The sequence below is a fragment of the Pseudomonas sp. 06C 126 genome (assembly GCF_001855215.1).
GTDB lineage: Bacteria > Pseudomonadota > Gammaproteobacteria > Pseudomonadales > Pseudomonadaceae > Aquipseudomonas > Aquipseudomonas proteolytica.
Genome location: NZ_MIFU01000080.1, coordinates 68,542 through 90,184, shown reverse-complemented (window position 1 = coordinate 90,184; position 21,643 = coordinate 68,542). Strand labels below are relative to the sequence as shown.

Sequence of the window (21,643 nt, the reverse complement as noted above, 5' to 3'; positions counted from 1 at the left end):
CAAGCAGGCAACCGCTGCGACTCAACCCGATCCCGGCCCGCTTGCTTGGCGGCGTACACCGCCGAATCCGCGCGCAACAACAAGCCATCCACACCGTCATCGACCCGCCAACTGGCCACGCCAAAACTGGCGGTCACGGTGCCAACGCCTTCCATCGGTGTACTGCGCAGCACTTCCCATAATTCAACTGCCAGGCTGTAGGCCTGAACGCCATCGGTGTTCGGACAAAGCACCATGAACTCCTCGCCGCCCAGGCGACAGAACACATCGCTGCGGCGCAAACGCTGGCTGATCCGCCGACACAACTCCTGTAGCACCCCATCCCCGGCGGCGTGCCCGTGCTGGTCATTGATGCGCTTGAAATGGTCGATATCCAGCATGATCACGGCCAGCGTACCCGCTGTGCGCCGCACCCGGCTCATCTCGGCCTTCAGCCGGTCCTGGAAGTAGCGGCGATTATGGATACCCGTCAATGAGTCGGTAATCGACAGCGCCCGCAGCTCCTCTTCCACCCGCTTTAGATCGGAGATATCCGACACGTAGCCATGCCATAAGGTACCGCCGCCGGGTAACTCTTCCGGCGTCGCCTCGCCACGGATCCATCGCAGGCCGCGGCCTGGCAGTTGCACCCGATATTCTTCGCGCCAATGGCTCAATTGCAGCGCTGACAAGCGGATAGAAGCGCGGATGCGTTCAGCATCAAGGGGGTGAATACGTTCGAAAACTTGCTTGGCATCCTGTTGCAACAGCCCCGGATCGATTTCATAGATATCGCGCATACCGTCGCTGGCGTAGATAAACCGCCAGTTGTCGTTGGGCTCCAGGGTGAACTGGAAAATCCCGCCCGGCACATGGGCACTGAGTTTTTTCAGCAAGCGATCCCGCGCCGCCAAGGCCTCATAGGCGCGTTTCTGCTCGGTGACATCCAGGCAGATCGCCAGGTGTCCGATCCATAAGCCATGGTCATCAAGCAATGCCGTGGCCAGCATATTCACGGTCAACTGGCTGCCGTCCTGGCGGACCAGCGTCCATTCCCGAGCCTCATGCAGGCTGTCGGCCCCCTCCACCAGCATCGCCTGGCCCGGCATGATCCGTTTGCCCAGCGCTTGGCTCAGCTGCATGGCACGGGTTTCCAGTTCCGACGCCAGGTGCAGGCTTTCGAGGGTCATGTGACCGAGCACCTGCTGCGCCGGATAACCCAGCATCTGCTCGGCACCGGCATTGAAGGTGTTGATCACCCCCCGCAGATCCGTGGCAATGATTGCCACCTGGGTCGCGGCATTGAGCACACTGCGCAACTGGCCGTGGGCGCCGCGCAACTCATACTCACGCTGGTGCAATTGCCCGGTGCGCTGTTGTACCAGCCTCACCGCCCGCTGGCGCTGGCTGACCAGCACGTAGAGCAAGGCACTGAGCAACAGGCTGAGCAAGCAACCCATGACCAGGATACTGGTAACCGCAGAGTGATTGGCCTGGGCAAATACCTGACTGGGGCGCAGGCTCAGGGCATAGACATGATCACCCAGGGTAAGCCGGCGGATCGCCTCCAGGCCGCTATCGGCCACGGCGTTATCCGACTCGTACAACACTCGCTGCTGGGTGTCGGAAGTATCGACAATCTGCATGACCAGGTTGTCCCGCGCGGGCTTGGGCAAGCCGTCGGCCACCAACTGGCGCATGCTGATCACCGCCATGACGAAACCATAGGGTTCGTTGTAGGTCATTTGCGCGGTGTGCGGCCGGGTGACGGGCGCTACCAGCAACACCCCCATGGCATACGCCGGCTCCACACCCACCAGCAACATGGGTTGGGACACGGCGATGCTTCCGGACCGGTACGCCCGCTCGACGGTTGAGCGGCGCAGTGGTTGGGCCAGCAAGTCAAACCCCAGGGGCGAGCCGATCAGGCTTTGGGTCTGGCTATACAACACCGGCACATATTCGTCGCGCTCGCCTGCCGGCAGCAGGGTCCCGTTGTCGTTCAGTTCGCGAATGGAGAAAGGCGCGCCACGCTGGAGTGACACTTGTTGTTCGAAAGCCTGGCGCTGATCGCGAAATATCCGTGGCGCCCAGGCATAGGCCCGCGCGCGCATGAGCAACGGCTGGGCGAACCCATCGAACTCTTCACGGGAAACCGTATTGGAATTGACGAAAAAACGCCGCAGGCTGCCCAGACGCTGTTCCTGGTCTTCAAAACGCTCTTCCAGGCGGCTATAGCGTTCGTTGACCAACAACTGAAAACGATGGCGGACTTCCTGCTGATGCAAATCGGCCGTGGCCAGCGCCAGCACGACGGTGAGCACCACACCCACCAGCAATACTACCGACGCTACCAGCCAAGCCGACGCCTGTTCGCTGATAAATCCCAGTATTTTCGGGCGGACGTCTTGCAACGGCATAGGCAAAACTCGAAACACCAGCGTGCAGGGGCGCCACTTTGGCTAAGAGATTAGTTATAGCCATCGAGCCCACTTTTGACCAGCGTAAAAAAGCCGCGAACCCGGAAAAATCCGGGCCCGCGGCTTCAAGGTCGATCAGCGTGCGGTGATTTTCCAGGCCCGGTGGATTTTCGGGTTACGGGCAAAATCCGGATCGATGGTTTTATCGCTGATTTCCTCGACGGCATAGCGCTCGCCCAGGTTGTCCTCCAACTGGAACTTGCGGAAGTTGTTGGAGAAATACAGCACCCCGCCCGGTGCCAGACGGGCCATGGCCAGGTCGAGCAACTGCACGTGGTCGCGCTGGACGTCGAACACGCCTTCCATGCGCTTGGAGTTGGAGAAGGTCGGCGGGTCGATGAAGATCATGTCGAATTCATCACGGCTGGCTTCCAGCCAGGCCATCACATCACCCTGCTCCAGGCGGTTTTTGTCGGAAAAACCATTGAGGGACAGGTTGCGGCGCGCCCAGTCCAGGTAGGTTTTCGACAAGTCGACACTGGTGGTGCTGCGCGCACCGCCCTTGGCCGCATGCACACTGGCCGTGGCGGTGTAGCAATACAGGTTGAGGAAGCGCTTGCCGGCCGCTTCTTTCTGGATGCGCATGCGCATCGGGCGATGGTCGAGGAACAGCCCGGTATCCAGGTAGTCGGTCAGGTTGACCAGCAGCTTCACCCCGCCCTCGCTGACTTCAGTGAACTTGCCCTGGGCGCTCTGGCGCTCGTACTGCTTGGTACCGCTCTGGCGCTCGCGGCGCTTGACCACTACGCGGCTCTTGTCGATGTTCAGCGCCTGGGGAATCGCAGCCAGGGCATCGAACATGCGTGCCGAGGCCTTTTCCGGATCGATGGACTTGGGCGCCACGTATTCCTGGACGTGCACCCAGTCGTGGTACAGGTCGATAGCCATGGAGTATTCCGGCATATCGGCGTCGTACACGCGGTAGCAATCGACACCCTCGCGCTTGGCCCACTTGCCCAGCAACTTGAGGTTCTTTTGCAGGCGGTTGGCAAACATCTGCCCGCCTTCGCTCAAGCGCGCCTGCTCGACCACCGGAGCCGGTGCCGGCGCGGGTTTGATCGGGTTACCGTTCTTGTTGTACTGGCGCTCTTGCGGCTCGGTCGGGGCCTGATCGTAAGCGGCTTGCTCACGTTCGGCCTGGCGCTGTTCCGGGGTACGGCGCTCGCCGGTCACGAACTGGTCCGGGTTGACCTTGATCAGCAGCAGCTTGCACGGCAACGCGCCGTTCCAGAACGAATACTGCTTGTGGCTGCGGATCCCCATGCGCTTGCCCAGGTCAGGTGCGCCAGTGAATACCGCCGCCTCCCAGCCCATGCACGCCTGGCGTAGACGCTCACCGAGGTTCTGGTAGAGATACAACAGGCTGGCTTCGTCACCCAGGCGCTCGCCGTACGGCGGGTTGCAGATGACCAGGCCTTTCTGGTTCTGGTCCGGGCGCGGCTCGAAGGTACCGACTTCGCCCTGGTAGATCTTGATCCAGTGGCTCAGGCCGGCACGCTCGATGTTGTTGCGCGCAGGCTGGATCAAGCGCGGGTCAGCTTCGTAGCCACGGATCCACAGTGGCGGTTTGTTCATGCCGATGGCGGCACGTTCGCTGGCCTCGGTGTGGAGTTTTTTCCACAACGCCGGCACGTGGCCGAGCCAGGCGGTGAAGCCCCACTGCTCGCGATTGAGGTTGGGCGCCATGTCCGCAGCAATCATCGCACCTTCCACCAGGAAGGTACCGACGCCGCACATCGGGTCCGTCAGCGCGCCGTTTTCTGCGGCAATGCGCGGCCAGCCGGCACGAATCAGAATCGCCGCCGCGAGGTTTTCCTTCAACGGTGCGGCGCCCTGCTGCAGGCGGTAACCGCGCTGGTGCAGGCTATGGCCGGACAGGTCGAGGGAGAGGATCGCTTCGCCACGGTCCAGGCGCAGGTGAATGCGCAGGTCGGGGTTGATCTTGTCGATGGACGGGCGTTCGCCGGTCGGGGTGCGCAGTTTGTCGACAATCGCATCCTTGACCTTCAGCGCGCCGAAGTGGGTGTTGTCGATGCCCGAGCCATGGCCGCTGAATTCCACCGCGAGGGTGCCATCGGGGACCATATGGTCTTGCCATTCAATATCCAGTACGCCGTGGTACAGGTCTTCGGCGTCCTTCATCGGGAAGCGCTTGAGCACCAGCAACACACGGTTGGCCAGGCGCGACCAGAGGCACAGGCGGTAGGCGGTTTCCATGTCGGCCATGCCGCGCACGGCCGAGGTGTGCTCGCGGGCGTCTTCAAGGCCAAGCCCGACGGCTTCCTCGATCAGCAGGCCTTCGAGGCCCTTGGGGCAAGTGAGGAAGAGTTCGTAACGGTCCGACATGGGCATTCCAGGCTTTTCAGCAATAAGTGAACGGGCGACGCATCGCGCGTTCGATTTTCAATCAAGCGCTTTTCTTGAAGAGCGCTCGCGTGGCACGAATGTGTGCCGTTCCACCCCGGCGTCCAGGCTTTGTGGGCCTTGATTGCCGGGGCAGAGAGATAATTTTTGCAACAAAAGGAAATATTCCGACCCTTCGTCGAATAATAACCGACTGCAGGCGGCGGGTATTCTCACTAAAGGATTAAACCCATCCTCTATACAGGGCACATCATAGCTGGCTTTGGCCAAAAAAAGGGGCGAAAAGCCATCCCAGCTTATGGCTATAGCATCGTTATCGTTACGTGCTTATGACAAAACGATCATTGAATCCATGTGACCTATTGGTTAGAACTCAACACAGGTTAGCGCCGCAACGACGCTGACACATTGGCTCGCCACGCCGGCAGCGAGCCGCACCAACGGCAGAAAAACTCTGCCCGGCCTCGGATGAGGTCGAAGGATATCAAGACAGTCAACAAGTGAGGGAAACACCCTATGAGAAGACTTAAGCGTGATCCGTTGGAAAGAGCATTTTTACGCGGATATCAGTATGGCGTTCATGGCAAATCCCGTGAGCTTTGCCCATTTACTCTACCGTCGGTACGCCAGGCCTGGATTAACGGGTGGCGCGAAGGACGCGGCGACAACTGGGACGGTATGACCGGCACTGCGGGGATCCACAGACTCAACGAACTTCACGCCGTCGGCTAATCAGGGCACTTAATTCCGACAACCACCTTGAAGAATGTAACGACTTAACCACGCACGCCCCATCCGGGCGGCGGGCTTCGGCCCAGGGGCTCCTTCGAGGAGCCCTTTTTTATGGCCGGACGTTCGCATCAGGGTTTTGGCAAAGCCGCGATGGCGTCCACCGACTGGCGAATCAACGCCGGCCCCTTGTAGATAAACCCGGAGTACAACTGCACCAGGCTGGCGCCCGCGGCGATTTTCTCGGCGGCGTGCTTGCCCTCGGTGATCCCGCCCACGGCGATGATCGGCAAACGCCCGGCCAGCTCGGCCGCCAGCACCTTGACGATATGAGTGCTCTGGTCGCGCACTGGCGCGCCGGAAAGCCCACCGGCCTCGTCACCGTAGGCCAGGCCTTCAACGCCAGCACGGCTGAGGGTGGTGTTGGTGGCAATCACCGCGTCCATCCCCGAATCCACCAGGGCCTGGGCCACCAGCACGGTCTCTTCGTCGCTCATGTCCGGGGCGATCTTGATCGCCAACGGCACACGCTTGCCATGGCGCACCGCCAGGTCTTCCTGGCGCTGGCGCAAGGCCTCGAGCAGTTGCTTGAGGGAGTCGCCAAACTGCAGGCTGCGCAGGCCCGGGGTATTGGGCGAGCTGACGTTGACCGTCACATAGCTGGCATGGGCGTAAACCTTGTCCAGGCAGATCAGGTAGTCATCCACCGCACGTTCCACCGGGGTATCGAAGTTCTTGCCGATATTGATCCCCAGGATGCCCTTGTACTTGGCGGCCTGCACCCGCGACAGCAGATGGTCAACGCCCAGGTTGTTGAAGCCCATGCGATTGATGATCGCCTCGGCTTCCGGCAGGCGGAAAATGCGCGGCTTGGGATTGCCCGGCTGCGGGCGCGGCGTGACCGTGCCAATCTCCACAAAGCCGAACCCCAGTTGCGCAAAGCCGTCGATGGCCGCGCCGTTCTTGTCCAGGCCGGCGGCCAGGCCGACCGGGTTGGGGAAGTCGAGCCCCATCACCGAGACCGGCATTTGCGCCGGCGCCTTGCACACCAGGCCATTGAGCCCCAGGCGGCCGCCCGCGCCGATCAGGTCCAGGGACAGATCGTGGGAAGTTTCCGGGGAGAGTTTGAACAACAGCTGGCGGGCCAGGGTATACATGGGCGGGCTTGACTCGGATGGCGGCGAAAGGTGGCGGCGATTATAGCCGGGGTGGCGGGTGCGCGCGAGGCATGGCACACCGCCGGTCGATCATCCCCTGCGGGAGGCCATCAACTCTTCGTAGCGCGCCCAGATCTTGCGCGCATAGCGCAGGCGCAATTCATCACGTTCGGCCCCGGCTCCCGGCCCGGCGTTATAGGCGCCCACGGCGGTCCAGTTGTAGCCAAACTGCTTGATAAAAGCCGCCAGGATCGATGCCCCCACCTCCACCGACAGGCACGGTTCATCCAATAACCGTTGTTCGGTAATCCCCTGTTTAAGCAGGCGTGGCAGATGAATGCTGTTGATTTGCATCAGGCCAATATCGCGGGTGCCATTTTTGTTGCTGTGGTTCATGGCTTCGGCGCGGTAGCCGGACTCTACTGCGGCAATCGCCTGCAACAGCTCTGGCTCGATATCGTACTGGCGGGCGGCCTCGGCCCAACAATACGCCTGGGCCTGACCGACTCCACCCAGGCTCAATAACATCAGTCCCAGCCGGCAAGCACGCCTCATACCCGCTCACCACACCATCCACAGGCCGGGCACGCAGCGGTGTGTGCCCGCACCGCCTGCACCAGCCCAGGGCACGCGACCACCCGCACCCGGCCATTGAAACGATAACCGCGGCCATACACCGTTGCGATCAACCCACGATCGCCCTCCAGTTGCTTGCGCAATGAGTAGATGCAGCGGGTCAGGGATTCTTCGGCAACGTCGATATCCGGCCAGACATGCTCCAGCAGGCAATCCTTGGTGACCAGCACCCCAGGCGTGGTCAACAACAGGCGCAACACGTGACTCTCTTTGGGCGGTAGCTGAATGTCGCGACCTTCGGTGGTCAGCCTGCCATCCTCCTGCAACGTCCACTGACCAAAGGCGAGGGACGCCGTCATCAAGCCCTCAACTGCAACAACCATTCAAACCTCTGTACCTGTCTGCGGGCATTCACGGCGCCTGAGGATTGCGTCACGCACCGTCTGGGAGAGGCGCGACTATAGAAACCCGTCATCAATTTCACGTTAGGAAAAAGCCCGATGCGTCGAAGTTTTGCAGGAGTTTTGCGTAGGAAATTTCGAAGCCTGGCGCTACTGCTCGCCGACCCGGGCAAACGCGCGCCGTACACGTTCGTACTGATCGGCGCTCAGGGATGTCGAAGCGCCCTGCCCCTGGGCAAAAGAACGCGGGGGCACATCCAGTTCCGCCACCCGTTCCCTGATCATCCTTAGTTGCTGCTCACTGCCACTGATCAACAGGCTGTTGACCTGCGGATACGCAATCACCGTGATGCCGGTGCGCGCCTTGCCACCCAGTTCGGCGAGCTGCTTCTCGAGGAGCGTGGCGAGACCGGGTACGGTGATGGTCTGCGCGCCCCTGTCGTACTGGCGGTCTGCTACATCGGCGTTGAGCACCTGGATGACCCCGACTCTTTGCATGTCCTCGCGCCGCGCCGGGCGCGGGCGGTCCATCAACTGGGCCAGGCGCATGACGTGATCGACATAGTTGGCGGGCCCCGACACGTAAAACAGACGGGGGCCGGCCTTGCGCAGGGGGTAGCGCGCCTCGTCGAGCCCCGTGCGCCCCATGACGTCGCGCAGGCGGTCGACCGTCATGTGTCGCAGGGCCACCCCGGAACTCTTGGCCTCGCCAGCGTCGTAGAGATGCAGCACCTGGCCGTCGCTGTACCAGATCAATTCATGCTGCAACGCCACGGCCTCGAGGACGGCTTGCGCGTTGGCAAAATCAAACTGCCCGCTGATACGTTTGCCCGCCGCCAACTTGCTGACCACGATGGGCTGGCCGAGGGGCACCGCAAGCCGACCGAAGAAGCCTTGCAGACTTTCGTCCCACGCCAGATAGGACTCGCCCATCGCCGGCAAGGCATTGAGCATCAGCAGAGCGGCCAGCAGCCAGCGCTGCAAAAGGCCATGGACGGTCGCTGTGGTAAATCGGGCAAGGAGCACGCTGGGTTTCCTGGACGGTGTTGCCTGAAGGGGCGCCATAGTGAAAGGCCCCCACGGCGCAATCTTGATGAAAGCCTGACGGCCTACCCCATGCCACACGCCGTGGCATGTGCCTTGCTTTACCTTGCCCAGGGCAGCCCGCGCCAATGACGGAACGGGCTCAAGGACAAAGGCGTCGTTACCGCAGGTGGCTTGTAAGACACCCTACGGAACGACGCCTTTTTTCACACAGAAGGTAGGTGTTGATGAGTGATCAGGTCGGCTACAGCCAGGCAACCAATCCCCTGGCCTGGGTCAACGGCAGCGATGCCCCGGAAAAGAGCAGCCTCGACCTGGGCTTCATGGCCTTGAGCGATTGCGCCTCGCTGGTGGTCGCGGCGACGCAGGGGTTTGCCCAACCGTATGGCCTGACCTTGAACCTCAAGCGCCAATCGTCGTGGGCCGGGCTGCGGGACAAGCTGGTCAGCGGCGAACTGGACGCCGCCCACAGCCTGTACGGCCTGATCTATGCGGTCCACCTGGGCATCGGCGGCGTCGCTGCAACCGACATGGCGGTGCTGATGGGCCTGAACCAGAACGGCCAAGGCATCAACCTGTCCCAGGGCCTGCAACAACAGGGCGTGACCAGTCCTGAGGCACTGGAGCGCAAGGTGCACCAAAGTCGGACAAAACTCACCTTCGCCCAGACCTTTCCTACCGGTACCCATGCCATGTGGTTGTATTACTGGCTGGCCAGCCAGGGCATTCACCCGCTGCGGGATGTCGAGAGTGTGGTGGTCCCGCCGCCGCAAATGGTCGCGCACCTGCAAGCCGGACGGATCGACGGCCTGTGCGTCGGCGAACCCTGGTGTGCCAGCGCGGTGCAGCAGAACCAGGGCTTCACCCTTGCCACCAGCCAGGCGATCTGGCCGGACCACCCGGAAAAAGTCCTGGGCTGCACCCAGGCGTTTGTCGAGCAATACCCCAACACCGCACGCGTGCTGGTGATGGCGGTTCTGGAAGCCAGCCGTTTTATCGATGACAGCCTCGAAAACCGGCGCTCCACCGCGCAACTGCTCAGCGCCAGGGATTACCTGGACGCGCCACTCGACTGCATCGAACCGCGGCTGCTGGGCATCTATGACGACGGCCTGGGTAACCACTGGCAAGACGTACACGCGCTGCGCTTTCATGGCGGGGGCGAGGTCAACTTGCCGTACCTGTCCGATGGCATGTGGTTCATGACCCAATTCCGCCGCTGGGGCCTGCTGCGTGAAGACCCCGATTACCACGCCGTTGCCCGTCAGGTGCAGCAACTGGATCTGTATCGCCAAGCCGCAAGCGCCGTGGGCGTGGCGACCAAGGCCGAAGAAATGCGCAGCAGCCAGTTGATCGACGGCAAGGTCTGGGATGGCTCGGACCCGGCCGGCTACGCCCGCAGTTTCCGCCTGCACGCCCTGGCCGACGATGTCGTCCGCCACGCCTTGCGCTGACGGGAGGCCACCCATGTTGCGAATCCTGCTGATCAATGACACCCCGCGCAAAGTCGGGCGTCTCAAGAGCGCGCTGACCGAGGCCGGTTTTGAAGTGATCGATGAATCGGGCCTGACCATCGACCTGCCAGCGCGCGTCGAAACGGTGCGCCCGGATGTGATTCTGATCGATACCGAATCACCCGGCCGCGATGTGATGGAGCAGGTGGTGCTGGTCAGCCGCGACCAGCCCCGGCCCATCGTGATGTTTACCGACGAACATGACCCCGGCGTGATGCGCCAGGCAATCAAGTCCGGGGTCAGTGCCTATATCGTCGAAGGCATCCAGGCCCAGCGCCTGCAACCGATCCTCGATGTCGCCATGGCGCGCTTCGAGAGCGACCAGGCCTTGCGCGCGCAACTCATAGCCCGCGACCAGCAACTGGCAGAACGCAAGCGCATCGAGCTGGCCAAGGGCCTATTGATGAAAATGAAAGACTGCAACGAGGAACAGGCCTACACCCTGATGCGCCGCCAGGCCATGAGCCGCCAGCAAAAGCTGATCCAGGTAGCGGAGCAGATTATTGCCATGAGTGAGTTGTTGGGCTGAGATAGCGGCACCGACACACCTTTCAGACACTGACGCCCCCCTGTGGCGAGCGGGCTTGCCCGCGCTGGGCTGCGAAGCAGCCCCAAAATCAGTCACCTCGGACTATCTGACAAAACATTGTGATCTTGTTGGGGCTGCTTCGCAGCCCAGCGCGGGGCAAGCCCGCTCGCCACAACAGCCGTGTCTGCCTGGATTTATGCGCTGCGGCAAAATTGCGTAGATGGCGGTGTCACGATTGGCGCAAGACTTGCTATGTAAACATCACAGGTAGCCAACGGCGGTTGCCCCTCCACGACAAAGACGTCGCACATCCGGTTTGCATACGCGAACCCGGTGGCGGCGTTTTTTCGTTTTGGTGGGGCGGCCTTCGCGGGTCGTTCCATCACCAGGCCTTCTACAAGATCCCCAATCGTGAGGTGCGTGATGAAATCAAGCTTCTGGAAATCCGGGCACACCCCGACCTTGTTTGCCGCGTTCTTGTATTTCGACCTGAGTTTCATGGTCTGGTACCTATTGGGCCCGCTGGCGGTGCAGATCGCGGCCGACCTGCAACTGACCACTCAGCAACGCGGGCTGATGGTCGCCACGCCAATCCTGGCGGGGGCGATCCTGCGCTTTTTGATGGGCATGCTGGCGGACAAATTGTCGCCCAAGACCGCCGGGCTGATTGGTCAGGTGATCGTGATTGTGGCGCTGTTCTTCGCCTGGAAACTGGGGATCCACAGTTATGAACAGGCGCTGCTCCTGGGGCTTTTCCTCGGTATGGCCGGGGCCTCGTTTGCCGTTGCCCTGCCGCTGGCGTCCCAGTGGTACCCCGCCGAACACCAGGGCAAGGCCATGGGCATCGCCGGGGCCGGCAACTCCGGCACCGTGTTTGCCGCGCTGCTGGCGCCGTTGATTGCCGCCGCATTTGGCTGGAGCAATGTGTTCGGCTTTGCCCTGATCCCATTGATCCTGACCCTGATCGTCTTTGCCTGGCTGGCGCGCAACGCCCCCGAACGGCCAAAAGCCAAATCCATGGCCGACTATTTCAAGGCCTTGGGCGATCGCGACAGTTGGTGGTTCATGTTCTTCTACAGCGTGACCTTCGGTGGCTTTATCGGCCTGGCCAGCGCCCTGCCCGGCTACTTCAACGATCAATATGGCTTGAGCCCAGTCACCGCCGGCTACTACACCGCCGCCTGCGTGTTCGGCGGTAGCCTGATGCGCCCTCTGGGCGGCGCCCTGGCCGACCGTTTCGGCGGGATCCGCACGCTACTGGGCATGTACGCCGTGGCAGCCGTCTGTATCGCCGCCGTGGGTTTCAACCTGCCCAGTTCCTACGCGGCACTGGCCCTGTTCGTCTGCACCATGCTGGGCTTGGGCGCCGGTAACGGTGCGGTCTTTCAACTGGTACCGCAGCGCTTTCGCCGGGAGATCGGCGTGATGACCGGGTTGATCGGCATGGCCGGCGGCATCGGCGGCTTCGCCCTGGCAGCGGGCATGGGTGCGATCAAGCAAAGCACCGGCAGCTACCAGTTGGCGCTGTGGCTGTTCGCCAGCCTGGGCGTGCTGGCGTGGTTCGGTCTGTATGGTGTGAAACGGCGCTGGAGGACCACCTGGGGTTCGGCTGCCGTCACCGCAGCGCGGGTCTGATGAGCCTGCAACTGAGTGTTGCCCAGGCCAGCGCCATCGGGCCGCGTGAGGAAAACCAGGACGCCATGCGCCTGGTTACCCCAGCCCCGGACCTGGCCGCCAGCAAAGGCTACCTGTGTGCCATCGCCGACGGCGTCAGCCAGTGTGCCGATGGCGGCCTGGCCGCGCGTTCGACCTTGCAGGCCCTGGCCCTGGACTACTACGCCACGCCACAAACCTGGGGCGTGGCCCAGGCCCTGGACCGGCTGTTGCTGGCGCAGAATCGCTGGCTGCAGGCCAATGGCGGCGGCCAGCCGTTGTTGACCACCCTCAGCGCCGTGGTGTTTCGCGGCCAGCGCTTTACCCTGGCCCATGTCGGCGACTGCCGGGTGTATCGCTGGTTCGACGGCGAGTTGCAGCGCATCAGCCAAGAACATGTCTGGGAGCAACCGGGCATGCAGCACGTGCTCAAGCGCGCCCTGGGCCTGGATCAGCATCTGGTGGTGGACTTTCTCGACGGTGAACTGCGCCAGGGTGAATGTTTCCTGCTGCTCAGCGATGGTGTGTGGTCGACCCTGGCGGATCACAGCATCCGTGCGATCCTGCGCGAACAGGCCGACCTGGACCTGGCCGTGAATACGCTGGTCAACGCCGCACACCTGGCGGGTAGCCAGGACAATGCCAGCGCCCTGCTGGTGCGCATCGACCAGCTCGGCGCCGCCACCCTGGGCGATGCACTGGTGCAGTTGCAGCAGTGGCCATTGCCGCCGCCGTTGAAGGCCGGGCAATCCTTTGAAGGCTGGCAGGTGGAGAGCGTGCTGGCACAAAGTCGGCAGTCGTTGCTGTACCGGGTACGCGATACCCAGCAGCAACCCTGGCTGCTGAAAACCCTGCCCCCTGGCCACGATGATGACCACGACGCCGCCCAGGCCCTGCTCTCAGAAGAATGGTTTCTGCGCCGGGTGGCCGGACGGGCATTTCCTGAAGTCCATCCGGCCGGCGGGCGTCAGCATTTGTACTATGTGATGCGTGAATACAGCGGGCAGACCCTGGCCGCCCTGTTCCAGCAGCAAGGCCCCTTGCCGCTGGCACAATGGCAATCCATCGCCGAGCGCTTGCTGCGCGCGGTGGGCATGTTGCATCGCCGGCAGATCCTGCACCGCGACATCAAGCCGGAAAACCTGCTGCTGGGGGACGACGGTGAATTGCGGGTACTGGACTTTGGCCTGGCCTATTGCCCGGGGTTGTCCGAGGACCGCGCTCACCTGCTGCCGGGCACCCCCAGCTTTATCGCGCCTGAAGCCTTCAGTGGTGAACGTCCGACCCCTCGGCAGGATTTGTACAGCGTCGGCGTGAGCCTGTATTACCTGCTGACCGGGCACTATCCCTACGGTGAAATCGAAGCTTTCCAGCGCCCCCGCTTCAACACGCCGGTCAGCGCCAGCCGCTATCGACCGGATCTGCCCGACTGGTTGCAGCAAAGCCTGGAACGCGCGGTGGCGGCACAACCGGACCAACGCTACGAAACCGCCGAGGAATGGCTGCTGGTACTGGAACAGGCCGACCGCCGCGAGCTGAGCCTGCGCCCTCGGCCACTGCTGGAGCGCGAGCCTCTCAAGGTCTGGCAAACCCTGGCGCTGGTGTCGCTGCTGATCAATCTGCTGTTGCTGTATCTGTTATCCCTGTAGGAGGCAGGCGCGCCAGTTGTGGGCGTCGCGCCTTTAAATGGTGCGAAAAAGCCTTGTGGTATCCACCAGAACCTCAGTAAATCCGGCTTTTCACGACTTGGCACAACCACTGCATTAGCTCTTGCAACACCCCACATACAGCCCACCCCTCAACGACGAAGGTGGGGCTTTCCCGAGAGAACGGGACCAGGACAAAGGCGTCCTCGCTAGGCAACTAGCGGGACGCCTTTTTTTGTTTGCGCGTGATTTGTCGAGCCATTGCGGAGAACGACATGAAAAAACTCAAACTGGTGATGATCGGCAACGGCATGGCCGGGGTTCGCACCCTTGAAGAACTGCTGAAACTGAGCACCGAGCTGTACGACATCACGGTCTTTGGCGCCGAGCCCCACACCAACTACAACCGCATCCTGCTATCACCGGTGCTGGCCGGTGAGCAGACGTTCGAAGAGATCGTGCTCAACGACCTCGACTGGTACCTGCAAAACAACATCAAGTTGCTGCTCAACCGCAAGGTGGTGCAGATCGACCGGGTCAAACGCAAAGTCATCGCCGAAGACGGCACCGAGGCCGAATACGATCGCCTGCTGATCGCCACCGGTTCGACTCCGTTCATCCTGCCGATCCCCGGCAATACCTTGCAGGGCGTGATCGGCTACCGCGACATTGCCGACACCCAAGCCATGATCGACACCGCCAAGACCCACAAGCATGCCGTGGTCATCGGTGGCGGCCTGCTCGGCCTGGAAGCGGCCAATGGCCTGATGCTGCGCGGCATGCACGTCACCGTGGTGCATATCGGCGAATGGCTGCTGGAGCGGCAACTGGACAAGACCAGCGGCCAGTTGCTGCAAACCGAACTGGAAAGCCGTGGCCTGGTGTTTCGCCTGTGCGAACAGACCCAGGCCCTGCATGACGCCGGCAATGGCCGCGTGGGTTCGGTGCAATTCAAAAACGGCGACGTGATTCCCGCCGACCTGGTGGTGATGGCCGCCGGGATCCGCCCCAATACCGAACTGGCGGAAAAGTCCGGCATCCCGTGCAACCGTGGGATCCTGGTCAACGACACGATGCAAACCTACGACCCGCGCATCTATGCCATCGGCGAATGCGCCAGCCATCGCGGGATTGCCTACGGCCTGGTGGCGCCGCTGTTCGAGCAGGCCAAGGTCTGCGCCAACCACCTGGCCCAGTTGGGGTTCGCCACCTATAAAGGCTCGGTGACCTCGACCAAACTGAAAGTCACCGGTATCGACCTGTTTTCCGCTGGCGACTTCATGGGCGGCGAAGGCACCGAAACCATCACCCTTTCCGACCCCATCGGCGGCGTCTACAAGAAGCTGGTGATCAAGGACGACATCTTGGTCGGCGCCTGCCTGTACGGCGACACCGCCGATGGCGGTTGGTATTTCCGGCAGATCCGTGAGAACCATGGCATTGGCGAAATCCGCGACCACCTGATGTTCGGCGAAAACGCCTTGGGCGACGTCGGCCACCAAGGCCAGGACAAAGCCATGAGCATGGCCGACAGCGCCGAAGTCTGCGGCTGCAACGGCGTGTGCAAGGGCACCATCGTCAAGGCGATCCAGGAGCAGGGCCTGTTCAGCGTCGATGAGGTGAAGAAACACACCAAGGCCGCCAGTTCCTGCGGCTCCTGCGCCGGGTTGGTGGAGCAGATCCTGATCAACACCGTGGGCGGTGCGGCTGACGTCAAGCCAAAGAGCGAAAAAGCCATCTGCGGTTGCAGCGACCTGAACCACGGGCAAATCCGCCAGGCGATCCGCGACCAGCACCTGCTGACCATCGCCGACACCATGAGCTACCTGAACTGGCGCACCCCCAACGGCTGCGCCACTTGCCGCCCGGCGTTGAACTACTACCTGATCTCCACCTGGCCGGGAGAAGCCAAGGACGATCCGCAATCGCGCCTGATCAACGAACGGGCCCACGCCAACATTCAGAAAGACGGCACTTACTCGGTAGTCCCGCGGATGTGGGGCGGTGTGACCAATCCTTCCGAACTGCGGCGGATTGCCGATGTGGCCGACAAGTACAACGTGCCGATGGTCAAGGTAACCGGCGGGCAGCGCATCGACTTGCTGGGCATCAAGAAACAGGACCTGCCCGGTGTCTGGAAAGACCTCGATATGCCGTCCGGGCACGCCTACGGCAAATCCATCCGTACCGTGAAGACCTGCGTAGGCAGCGAGTTCTGCCGCTTCGGCACGCAGAACTCCACACAACTGGGCATCGAGTTGGAGCATGACCTGTTCAACATGTGGTCGCCCCACAAGGTCAAGCTGGCGGTCTCCGGTTGCCCGCGCAACTGCTCGGAAGCCGGGATCAAGGACGTGGGAATTATCGGCGTCGACTCGGGCTGGGAGATGTATATCGGCGGCAACGGCGGGATCAAGACCGAGGTCGCAGAGTTCTTCGTCAAGCTCAAGACCGCCGAGGAGGTACGCGAATACAACGGCGCCTTCCTGCAGCTGTACCGCGAAGAAGCCTTCTACCTGGAGCGCACCGTGCATTACATGCAGCGGGTCGGCATGGACCATATCAAGAAGGCCGTGCTGGAAGACCCAGCGCGGCGCCAGGCCCTGAACGAGCGCCTGCAGTTCTCCCTGTCGTTTGAACAAGACCCATGGAAAGAACGCCTGGAGCAGCCGTTGCTGAAGAAGGAATTCGACACCATCGCCGTCAAACAGCTGGAGGTAGTGGTATGAACTGGCTGGATATCTGTGCCCTCGACGAAATCAACGCACTGGGCTCGCGCATCGTCAGCGGCCCGAAAGGTGAAATTGCGATTTTTCGGACCAGTGACGACGAAGTCTTCGCCCTTGACGACCGCTGCCCGCACAAGGGTGGGCCATTGTCCCAGGGGTTGATTTACGGCAAACGCGTAGCATGCCCATTGCACAACTGGCAGATCGACCTGGCGTCCGGCGAAGCCCAGGCCCCGGATATCGGTTGCGCCCACCACCACCACGCCCGGGTTGAAAACGGCCGGGTGATGCTGGCCCTGCGGGACGCTGGTTGATGAACCGCCAGGTCACCGCATCGACCTGCTGCTACTGCGGGGTCGGCTGCGGCGTGCTGATCGAGCATGATGGCGCGCAGATCCTCGGGGTCAGCGGCGACCCGTCGCACCCGGCCAATTTCGGCAAGTTGTGCAGCAAGGGTTCCAGCCTGCACCTGACTGGCGACCTGGCAGCGCGGGCGTTGTACCCCGAATTGCGCCTGGGCAAAGGCCTGGCCCGTGGCCGTACCGATTGGGACAGCGCCCTGGACCACGCGGCCCATGTGTTCGCCGACACCATCGCCGAGCACGGCCCCGACAGTGTGGCGTTCTATATCTCCGGGCAACTGCTGACCGAGGATTACTACAGTTTCAACAAGCTCGCCCGGGCGCTGGTGGGCACCAACAATATCGACAGCAATTCCCGGCTGTGTATGTCCTCGGCGGTGGTCGGCTACAAGCGCAGCCTGGGGGCCGACGCGCCGCCGTGCAGCTATGAGGACCTGGAGGCCAGCGATTGCGTGATGATCGTCGGCAGTAATATGGCCTACGCCCACCCGGTACTGTTTCGCCGGCTGGAAGAGGCCAAGGCGCGCCGTCCGGATATGAAAGTGCTGGTCGTTGATCCACGGCGCACCGATACCTGTGACTTGGCGGATATGCACCTGGCAATCCTGCCGGGTACCGATGTCGCGTTGTTCCATGGGATTTTGCATCTGCTGCTGTGGGAAGACTGGATTGATCGTGACTTTATCCAGGCTCATACCGATGGTTTGGTCGAACTCAAACGCCTGGTCCACGACTACACGCCGCAGATGGTCACGCAATTGTGCGGAATCAGTGTCGAGCAACTGCGCCAGTGTGCGCAGTGGGTCGGTACCTCCACGAGCTTTCTGTCGCTGTGGTGCATGGGGCTCAACCAGTCCACCGCCGGCAGTGCGAAAAACAGCGCCCTGATCAACCTGCACCTGGCCACCGGCACCATTGGCCGCCCAGGTTGCGGGCCGTTTTCCCTGACCGGTCAGCCCAACGCCATGGGCGGCCGGGAAACCGGTAGCCTGTCGAACCTGCTGCCGGGCCATCGTGATGCCAACAACCCCGAGCACCGCGCACAAGTGGCCGCCTACTGGGGGGTTGAGCAACTGCCATCCAGCACCGGCTTGACCGCCATCGAATTGTTCGAGCAGGTACAGGCCGGCAAGATCAAAGCGCTGTGGATTGCCTGCACCAACCCCGCGCAATCGTTGCCGGACCAGAGCAGCGTGCGTCAGGCCCTGGCCGCGTGCCCATTCGTGGTGTTGCAGGAAGCCTTCCGAACCACAGAAACCGCTGCCTTTGCCGACCTGTTGTTGCCAGCCGCCAGTTGGGGTGAGAAAGAAGGCACCGTGACCAATTCCGAGCGGCGCATTTCCCACGTACGCCAGGCCATTGCCCCACCGGGTGAGGCGCGGTCGGACTGGGCGATTACCGTGGATTTCGCACAGCGCCTGGAGCAACGTTTGCGACCGGGCCTACCGAGCCTGTTTGCGTTTGCGCAACCTTCGCAGATTTTTGATGAGTTCAAACTGCTGACACGCGGTCGGGACTTGGACCTGTCAGGCATCAGCCATGCCCTGCTCGACCGGATCGGCCCGCAACAATGGCCGTTTCCCGCCGAGGCTCAGAGCGGCACGCCACGGCTGTACACCGACGGCATCTTCCCGACTGACAGTGGTCGTGCGCACTTTATCGCCGAGCCTTATCGCGCTGCCAAGGAACAACGTGATGCGCGCTTTCCCCTGACCCTGATCACCGGCCGCCTGCGTGACCAGTGGCATGGCATGAGCCGCACCGGTACGGCTGCGCAACTGTTCGGCCACGTCAGCGAAGCATTGCTCAGCCTGCACCCGGACGAACTGCGCCGGCACCGCTTCAAAGAGGGCGATCTGGTGAGCCTGAAAAGCCGCCGTGGCCAGGTGATTGTGGCGGTGACCAGTGATGACAGCGTGCGGCCCGGCCAGGCGTTCCTGCCCATGCATTGGGGCGATCGCTTCCTCAAGGGCGGCGTCAACATGCTGACTCAGCCGGCATTCGATCCCTTGTCGAAACAACCCGAGCTCAAGCACAGCGGTGTGCGCCTGGAAGCCGTGCAATTGCCTTGGCAGCTGTTTGCGTTGATCGAAGGTGACGTGCAGCAACACTTCGAGGCGTTGCGTCCGCTTTGCGAGCGCTTTGCCTACGTCAGCCTCAGCTTGACCGGGCGTGAGCGGCCGGCGCTGCTGCTGCGTGCTGCCCATACCGAGGCGCCGGACCTGCAGTTGCTCAAGAACATCGACCAATTGCTGGGCCTCAATGACGGCCCGGTCATGGCCTATGACGACCCACGGCGCTCCATCGGCAAGCGGGTAAAAATCGAGAAAGGCCGGATTACCGCGATCCGTCTGGCCGGCGAAACCCTGGCCCGTCATTGGCTGCAAAGCCTTTGGCTGGAGGGCCGGACCGATGAACAACTGCGCCGCTGGCTGCTGGCCCCGCTAAGCGCGCCACCCGGCGCGGGTACGAGCAGCAACAAAATTCTCTGCAACTGCAAGAACGTCAGTGAAAACGCGATATGTGCAGGCATCAGTCGCGGCCTGGACCTCGCCGGGCTGAAGCAAGAACTGGGCTGCGGCACGCAATGTGGCTCCTGCGTCCCCGAAATCAAACGGCTTTTGGCGAGCACCTCGCAGCCAATCGCTATCAGTGTGTGAGGGCAATGAATATGAGTGCAAAAGTCTGGCTGGTGGGCGCAGGCCCGGGTGATCCGGAGTTGCTGACCCTCAAGGCGGTGCGGGCCCTGCACGAGGCCGATGTGGTGTTGATTGATGACTTGGTCAACCCGGCGGTGCTTGAACATTGCCCAGGTGCGCGGGTGATTACCGTCGGCAAACGCGGCGGCTGCCGTTCCACGCCCCAGGATTTCATTCATCGTCTGATGCTGCGTTACGCGCGTCAGGGTAAATGTGTGGTGCGCCTCAAAGGCGGTGATCCGTGCATTTTTGGCCGTGGCGGCGAAGAAGCGACCTGGCTCAGGGAACGAGGCGTGAGTGTGGAGCTGGTCAATGGCATCACCGCCGGGCTGGCAGGTGCGACCAATTGCGATATACCGCTGACGCTGCGCGGGATCAGTCGCGGCGTAACGCTGGTCACTGCCCATACCCAGGACGACAGCAGCCTGAATTGGCGGGCACTGGCCGAAGGGGGCACAACACTGGTGATCTACATGGGCGTGGCGAAGCTTTCAGAGATTGCCCGGCAACTGCTGGAAGGTGGCATGGCCGCTGATATGCCAGTGGCGATGATCGAGAACGCCTCGCTGCCCCAACAGCGTGAGTGCCGCAGCTCCCTGGCACGCATGCACGATGATGCCCAGGCATTCGCCTTGAAGAGCCCGGCTATCCTGGTGATCGGTGCGGTGGCGGCAGCGGCGGTTGAAGCAGCACTGGCCGCCAGCGCCTGAGGCAAATCGCAGGCGAAAAAAAGCCCGGCTCAAGAGCCGGGCTTTTTTCTACCACTCAGTAATTACTGAGCTTGAGCTTCAACCGATGCTTCTACGCGACGGTTAACAGCACGACCAGCTTCAGTTGCGTTGTCAGCAACTGGGCGGGATTCGCCGTAACCTACGGAGGTGATACGGCCAGCGTCAACGCCGTCTTTAACCAGGACTTGCTTAACAGCGTCAGCACGACGCTGGGACAGCTTCTGGTTGTAAGCGTCTGGACCGACGGAGTCAGTGTGACCAGCAACTTCTACGTTGGTAGCTGGGTACTGAGCCATGAAGTCGGCCAGGTTTTTGACGTCGCCGTAGCTGTTAGGCTTAACAACGGCCTTGTCGAAGTCGAACTTAACGTCCAGCTCAACACGAACAACCTGAGCAACCGGAGCTTCTGGCTCTGGAACTGGCTCTGGAGCTGGTGCTGGGGTAGGAGCTGGAGCGGCTGCGCCAGCGTTACCGCCGAAGTTTACGCCCAGGCCGACCAGTGCGGAGTAATCCCACTTGCCGTTGTCCAGACCGTAGTCAGCTTCAACACCGGCACGAGCGTACAGGTTGTTGGTGAAGTAGTACTTAACGCCAGTACCAACGGTAGCGAAGGTAGTCTGGTCGCGACCGGTGTGGCCATCAGCACGTACGTTGCCACGGCTCTGGTGACCGAAACCACCTTCTACGTATGGACGCAGGGAGTCGACGCCAGCTTGACCGAAGTGGTATTGGGCAACGAGGCTGCCGGTATCACCTTTGATCTTCTGGTTGCCAGTACCGTCAGTCGAACGGGTGTGGTTGGTCTTGTCGTAGGACAAGTTCAAGGACAGGTCGTCGGTCAGGAAGTAACCGATGCGAGCGCCAGGATTGAAGCCGTCTTCGATGTGCTTGACGCTATCGTTGTACTGCTTCTTGTAGAACAGCTCGCCTTCAACTGCGCCTTGGCCTTGTGCCAGAACGCCGAAAGAAGTAGCGGCAATAAGAGAACCAATGGCCAAGCCCAAGGTGTTTTTCAGTTTCATCCGTTAAATCCCCATCTGGTGATTGTAA

The 21,643-nt window shown here is 61.8% G+C and carries 16 protein-coding genes; 9 read left to right on the top strand and 7 right to left on the bottom strand.

Features of this window, described 5'->3' with window-relative positions; translation table 11 throughout:
- Both BHC62_RS12380 and rlmKL read right to left on the bottom strand, forming a co-directional pair.
- On the bottom strand, positions 1–2,399 hold a 2,399-nt coding region (locus BHC62_RS12380), incomplete at its 3' end, for a GGDEF domain-containing protein (protein ID WP_029298227.1).
- A 135-nt stretch (positions 2,400–2,534) separates the two neighbouring features.
- Positions 2,535–4,805 carry a bifunctional 23S rRNA (guanine(2069)-N(7))-methyltransferase RlmK/23S rRNA (guanine(2445)-N(2))-methyltransferase RlmL gene (gene rlmKL, locus BHC62_RS12375; RefSeq protein WP_029298230.1) on the bottom strand — a complete coding sequence of 757 codons (2,271 nt, stop codon included), beginning with the start codon at positions 4,803–4,805 and terminating at the stop codon, positions 2,535–2,537.
- Positions 4,806–5,339: 534 nt separating this feature from the next.
- Here rlmKL and rmf point away from each other — a divergent pair.
- Positions 5,340–5,555 (top strand): ribosome modulation factor, encoded by a 216-nt coding sequence (rmf, locus tag BHC62_RS27410; RefSeq protein ID WP_002553055.1) that lies wholly within the window; start codon positions 5,340–5,342, stop codon positions 5,553–5,555.
- Positions 5,556–5,683: 128 nt separating this feature from the next.
- Here rmf and BHC62_RS12370 read toward each other — a convergent pair whose 3' ends face one another.
- The 4 genes from BHC62_RS12370 to BHC62_RS12355 all read right to left on the bottom strand — a co-directional run bounded on the left by BHC62_RS12370 (position 5,684) and on the right by BHC62_RS12355 (position 8,712).
- Positions 5,684–6,709, bottom strand: a complete 1,026-nt coding sequence (locus BHC62_RS12370) for a quinone-dependent dihydroorotate dehydrogenase (RefSeq protein ID WP_029298245.1) — start codon at positions 6,707–6,709, stop codon at positions 5,684–5,686.
- A gap of 90 nt (positions 6,710–6,799) precedes the next feature.
- Positions 6,800–7,264 carry a lytic transglycosylase domain-containing protein gene (locus tag BHC62_RS12365; RefSeq protein WP_070995174.1) on the bottom strand — a complete coding sequence of 155 codons (465 nt, stop codon included), beginning with the start codon at positions 7,262–7,264 and terminating at the stop codon, positions 6,800–6,802.
- Positions 7,261–7,668, bottom strand: a complete 408-nt coding sequence (locus BHC62_RS12360; protein WP_070995173.1) for a winged helix-turn-helix domain-containing protein — start codon at positions 7,666–7,668, stop codon at positions 7,261–7,263. The genes BHC62_RS12365 and BHC62_RS12360 overlap by 4 nt, the downstream gene beginning before the upstream one ends.
- Positions 7,669–7,836: 168 nt before the next feature.
- Positions 7,837–8,712, bottom strand: a complete 876-nt coding sequence (locus BHC62_RS12355; protein WP_256324343.1) for a secretin N-terminal domain-containing protein — start codon at positions 8,710–8,712, stop codon at positions 7,837–7,839.
- A 245-nt stretch (positions 8,713–8,957) separates the two neighbouring features.
- Between BHC62_RS12355 and BHC62_RS12350 the strand changes: the two genes are divergently transcribed.
- The 8 genes from BHC62_RS12350 to cobA all read left to right on the top strand — a co-directional run bounded on the left by BHC62_RS12350 (position 8,958) and on the right by cobA (position 20,572).
- Positions 8,958–10,184: a CmpA/NrtA family ABC transporter substrate-binding protein gene (locus BHC62_RS12350; protein WP_029298252.1), complete on the top strand. Its 1,227-nt coding sequence runs from the start codon at positions 8,958–8,960 to the stop codon at positions 10,182–10,184.
- A gap of 13 nt (positions 10,185–10,197) precedes the next feature.
- Entirely contained in the window at positions 10,198–10,773 is a 576-nt protein-coding gene (locus BHC62_RS12345; RefSeq protein WP_029298254.1) for an ANTAR domain-containing response regulator, read from the top strand.
- A gap of 423 nt (positions 10,774–11,196) precedes the next feature.
- On the top strand, positions 11,197–12,408 hold the full coding sequence (locus BHC62_RS12340; protein ID WP_070995172.1) for a NarK/NasA family nitrate transporter: 1,212 nt from the start codon (positions 11,197–11,199) through the stop codon (positions 12,406–12,408).
- The gene (locus BHC62_RS12335) at positions 12,408–14,075 is read left to right on the top strand and encodes a bifunctional protein-serine/threonine kinase/phosphatase (RefSeq protein WP_070995171.1); all 1,668 of its coding nucleotides are present in this window, start codon (positions 12,408–12,410) and stop codon (positions 14,073–14,075) included. The genes BHC62_RS12340 and BHC62_RS12335 overlap by 1 nt, the downstream gene beginning before the upstream one ends.
- 272 nt (positions 14,076–14,347) lie before the next feature.
- Positions 14,348–16,801 (top strand): nitrite reductase large subunit NirB, encoded by a 2,454-nt coding sequence (nirB, locus tag BHC62_RS12330; protein WP_070995170.1) that lies wholly within the window; start codon positions 14,348–14,350, stop codon positions 16,799–16,801.
- Complete coding sequence (nirD, locus tag BHC62_RS12325) at positions 16,798–17,115, top strand: nitrite reductase small subunit NirD (protein ID WP_029298262.1); 318 nt, start codon at positions 16,798–16,800, stop codon at positions 17,113–17,115. The genes nirB and nirD overlap by 4 nt, the downstream gene beginning before the upstream one ends.
- A complete protein-coding gene (locus BHC62_RS12320) occupies positions 17,115–19,823 on the top strand; it encodes a nitrate reductase (RefSeq protein WP_070995169.1) in 2,709 nt (902 codons plus the stop codon). The genes nirD and BHC62_RS12320 overlap by 1 nt, the downstream gene beginning before the upstream one ends.
- An 11-nt stretch (positions 19,824–19,834) precedes the next feature.
- Positions 19,835–20,572 (top strand): uroporphyrinogen-III C-methyltransferase, encoded by a 738-nt coding sequence (gene cobA / locus BHC62_RS12315; RefSeq protein ID WP_029298265.1) that lies wholly within the window; start codon positions 19,835–19,837, stop codon positions 20,570–20,572.
- A gap of 62 nt (positions 20,573–20,634) precedes the next feature.
- Here cobA and BHC62_RS27405 read toward each other — a convergent pair whose 3' ends face one another.
- A complete protein-coding gene (locus BHC62_RS27405) occupies positions 20,635–21,615 on the bottom strand; it encodes an OmpA family protein (RefSeq protein WP_029298268.1) in 981 nt (326 codons plus the stop codon).
- Positions 21,616–21,643 lie beyond the last annotated feature (28 nt).

What these genes read in the sequence shown, in the direction of transcription:
- rlmKL (WP_029298230.1), bottom strand. Translation starts at nt 4,805, where the DNA reads ATGTCGGACCGTTACGAACTCTTCCTCACTTGCCCCAAGGGCCTCGAA.
- rmf (WP_002553055.1), top strand. Translation starts at nt 5,340, where the DNA reads ATGAGAAGACTTAAGCGTGATCCGTTGGAAAGAGCATTTTTACGCGGA.
- BHC62_RS12370 (WP_029298245.1), bottom strand. Translation starts at nt 6,709, where the DNA reads ATGTATACCCTGGCCCGCCAGCTGTTGTTCAAACTCTCCCCGGAAACT.
- BHC62_RS12365 (WP_070995174.1), bottom strand. Translation starts at nt 7,264, where the DNA reads ATGAGGCGTGCTTGCCGGCTGGGACTGATGTTATTGAGCCTGGGTGGA.
- BHC62_RS12360 (WP_070995173.1), bottom strand. Translation starts at nt 7,668, where the DNA reads ATGGTTGTTGCAGTTGAGGGCTTGATGACGGCGTCCCTCGCCTTTGGT.
- BHC62_RS12350 (WP_029298252.1), top strand. Translation starts at nt 8,958, where the DNA reads ATGAGTGATCAGGTCGGCTACAGCCAGGCAACCAATCCCCTGGCCTGG.
- BHC62_RS12345 (WP_029298254.1), top strand. Translation starts at nt 10,198, where the DNA reads ATGTTGCGAATCCTGCTGATCAATGACACCCCGCGCAAAGTCGGGCGT.
- BHC62_RS12340 (WP_070995172.1), top strand. Translation starts at nt 11,197, where the DNA reads ATGAAATCAAGCTTCTGGAAATCCGGGCACACCCCGACCTTGTTTGCC.
- BHC62_RS12335 (WP_070995171.1), top strand. Translation starts at nt 12,408, where the DNA reads ATGAGCCTGCAACTGAGTGTTGCCCAGGCCAGCGCCATCGGGCCGCGT.
- nirB (WP_070995170.1), top strand. Translation starts at nt 14,348, where the DNA reads ATGAAAAAACTCAAACTGGTGATGATCGGCAACGGCATGGCCGGGGTT.
- nirD (WP_029298262.1), top strand. Translation starts at nt 16,798, where the DNA reads ATGAACTGGCTGGATATCTGTGCCCTCGACGAAATCAACGCACTGGGC.
- BHC62_RS12320 (WP_070995169.1), top strand. Translation starts at nt 17,115, where the DNA reads ATGAACCGCCAGGTCACCGCATCGACCTGCTGCTACTGCGGGGTCGGC.
- cobA (WP_029298265.1), top strand. Translation starts at nt 19,835, where the DNA reads ATGAGTGCAAAAGTCTGGCTGGTGGGCGCAGGCCCGGGTGATCCGGAG.
- BHC62_RS27405 (WP_029298268.1), bottom strand. Translation starts at nt 21,615, where the DNA reads ATGAAACTGAAAAACACCTTGGGCTTGGCCATTGGTTCTCTTATTGCC.